1 protein-coding gene is annotated in these 2,142 nt (G+C 63.2%); it reads right to left on the reverse strand.

The window, feature by feature from the left end; all coding sequences use genetic code 11:
- Window positions 1-885: 885 nt before the first annotated feature.
- Window positions 886-1,836, reverse strand: coding sequence for a tyrosine-type recombinase/integrase (locus QZ271_RS14230; RefSeq protein WP_291432586.1), 951 nt, complete (start codon window positions 1,834-1,836; stop codon window positions 886-888).
- Window positions 1,837-2,142: the final 306 nt, after the last annotated feature.

The raw sequence follows: 2,142 nt of genomic DNA on the forward strand, positions 1-2,142 counted from the left end.
CTCTCTTTCCAGCGGGGAGGCTGGGAGTGAGTCGAGGTCTCTATTCAACACTGTCCAGATTCTGGGGAGCAGACCACCAGCGGCCTTGGAAATAATCTGCGCGTTGCGTCCACCGCGTCGGACTTTAACTGTCCTGCTCCACTCCCTGCCGCTGCACTAGCTTGTTTTCAAGGGGCGTACTCCACTCGAACAGTAGATGAGGCCTACCAAGCGGTGGTGGTGCTGGAGGCGAACGATCCGAGTGTCGTGGCGGACCCAGAGGCGTTCGCGGCATGTGGGTGGCGGCCCTTGTCTCGGCTCCAGACAACGCCAACAAGTCCAGCTTTGGCTTATATCCACCCCACACATCAGTTGGTCTTACGCATCAACGTTGGCACTCCAGGCGAGGATCCCTCTTGGTGGCGCCTTGATGGCGCGTTGACCTATCACCACTTGGTGACGCAGCGCTCAAGTTGAGATTCACAGCGTAAAACCCACCCTCAGGGCAGCGCTGCCGTCGATTGGGGGACTCCCAGGCTTCACTCTGGAGACTCAAACGACTTGGCCAAAATATCGGCTCTCGCTAGGTTAAGCCCTATTAGCCAGATTATCCAATGAACGCTGCAGCCTGTGCAGGAGCCGCCCGAATGCATTGTGATCGCCATGGTCATTCGGAATCTAGTGGACCGAACGCCACAGCTTGCAGGGTATTCCCCCGTATCCATTTACACCTAAATATAAAATGGGTGAACGAGGCCTTCCAGCGATCTCCCACCGACTTAAGTACGTTGGAGCTCACATGGCGCCCTGCCGGGAAAGCACCGGAGCCTCTCCACTCCCGCTCCAACGTACTTTCCTTCTGCTCCGCGCTCCGCGCGGTTTATCGACAAGATAAACGCAGTGTACTTAGAAGAACTCGACCTCAGCAGTCACGTCGTTATCCTGCACGGCCACATAGCGCCGGGTGGTGTCTACCGAGGCGTGCCCCAGGAACAGGCCCACGCGCGTGAAGTCGCGGGTGGCGGTATACAGCCGCGTGCCGGAGTGCTTGCGAGCGGCGTGGAAGCCGCGCCACGCCTCGCCGTGCCCTGCGGCGCGGAAGACCTTGCGCATGCGGTACGTGGCCTGCGCGTACTTCCAATCGAACAGTCGCCCATCGGCGTCCACAGGCGGCAGGTGATCGAGGGCGCTGCGGACCCGGCGGCCCAGCGGTACGCGCCTGACCTTGCTCCCCTTGCCGCGCACCGTCAGGCTCGCGCCGTGCAGGTCGGCGCTGCGCACATCGAGTGCCTCGCTGACGCGCAGGCCCGCGTGCGCGCACAGCAGCAGCAGCGCCGCTAGGCGCGGTTCACACAGGGGCAGGACGGCGTCGATCTCCTGCATGTACGGTGGGTTCTTCACGATGCCCGGCGTGGGATCCGGCGCGACGTGCGCATCCTGAAAGGGTTGCACGTCGGTCGCGCCAGCCCACGCCAGGGCGCGGTACAGGGCGCGGGCCCCGGCCACGTACCCGGCGGCCGTCGAGGCTGACAGCTGACCGCTCCGGCCGCGACCCAGGCTGGGGCGGGTCTGAAGGTGCGCCACGTACCGCCCGCCGTCACGCCGACCGGGCCGCAGCAGTTGCACGCCGCTGTCCTGCGCCCAGCGCACGAAGTCCTTAACGGCCAGCGCGTAGGCTTCCAGCGTGCGGCGGCTGGTGCGTGCGCCCTTGCGACTGGCGCTGGTCATGTACGCGTGCGTGACCATGATCAGCATGTCGTCGTCGTAGGTACTGGCCGCCTCCACGGCCCTCACGCGCAGGGCGCGGTCATCGAGACCCGCGATGGCCACCGCGTTGCGCATCTGCACCAGTGTCATGCGGTTGGCCTTTCTGGAGAGCTCAACAGGCCAGGGGGCGGCCAGTGGGAAGGTGTCAGGCGGGATCTGTTCACTGCCACCCAGACTAGCGGAGAATCACACTCTATTTCAAACCAAGAGATATTAGTGTGAACGTCAGTTTCTGGAAACCAGGGTCCTACACCCCTCAGGCACCGTCCGGCGAGCTTCTCGCGCCTCCTGTGAGGTAACCCATAAAAGTGTGTCTGGGAGCTAGTTTGCGCACGTGCGACAGATGACCAGCGACTCCGCGAGCTGGAAATCAGTCGGCACACCTGCCCGAAGGTC

Source organism: Deinococcus sp. (genome assembly GCF_018260555.1).
In the GTDB taxonomy this organism is placed as follows: Bacteria; Deinococcota; Deinococci; order Deinococcales; family Deinococcaceae; genus Deinococcus.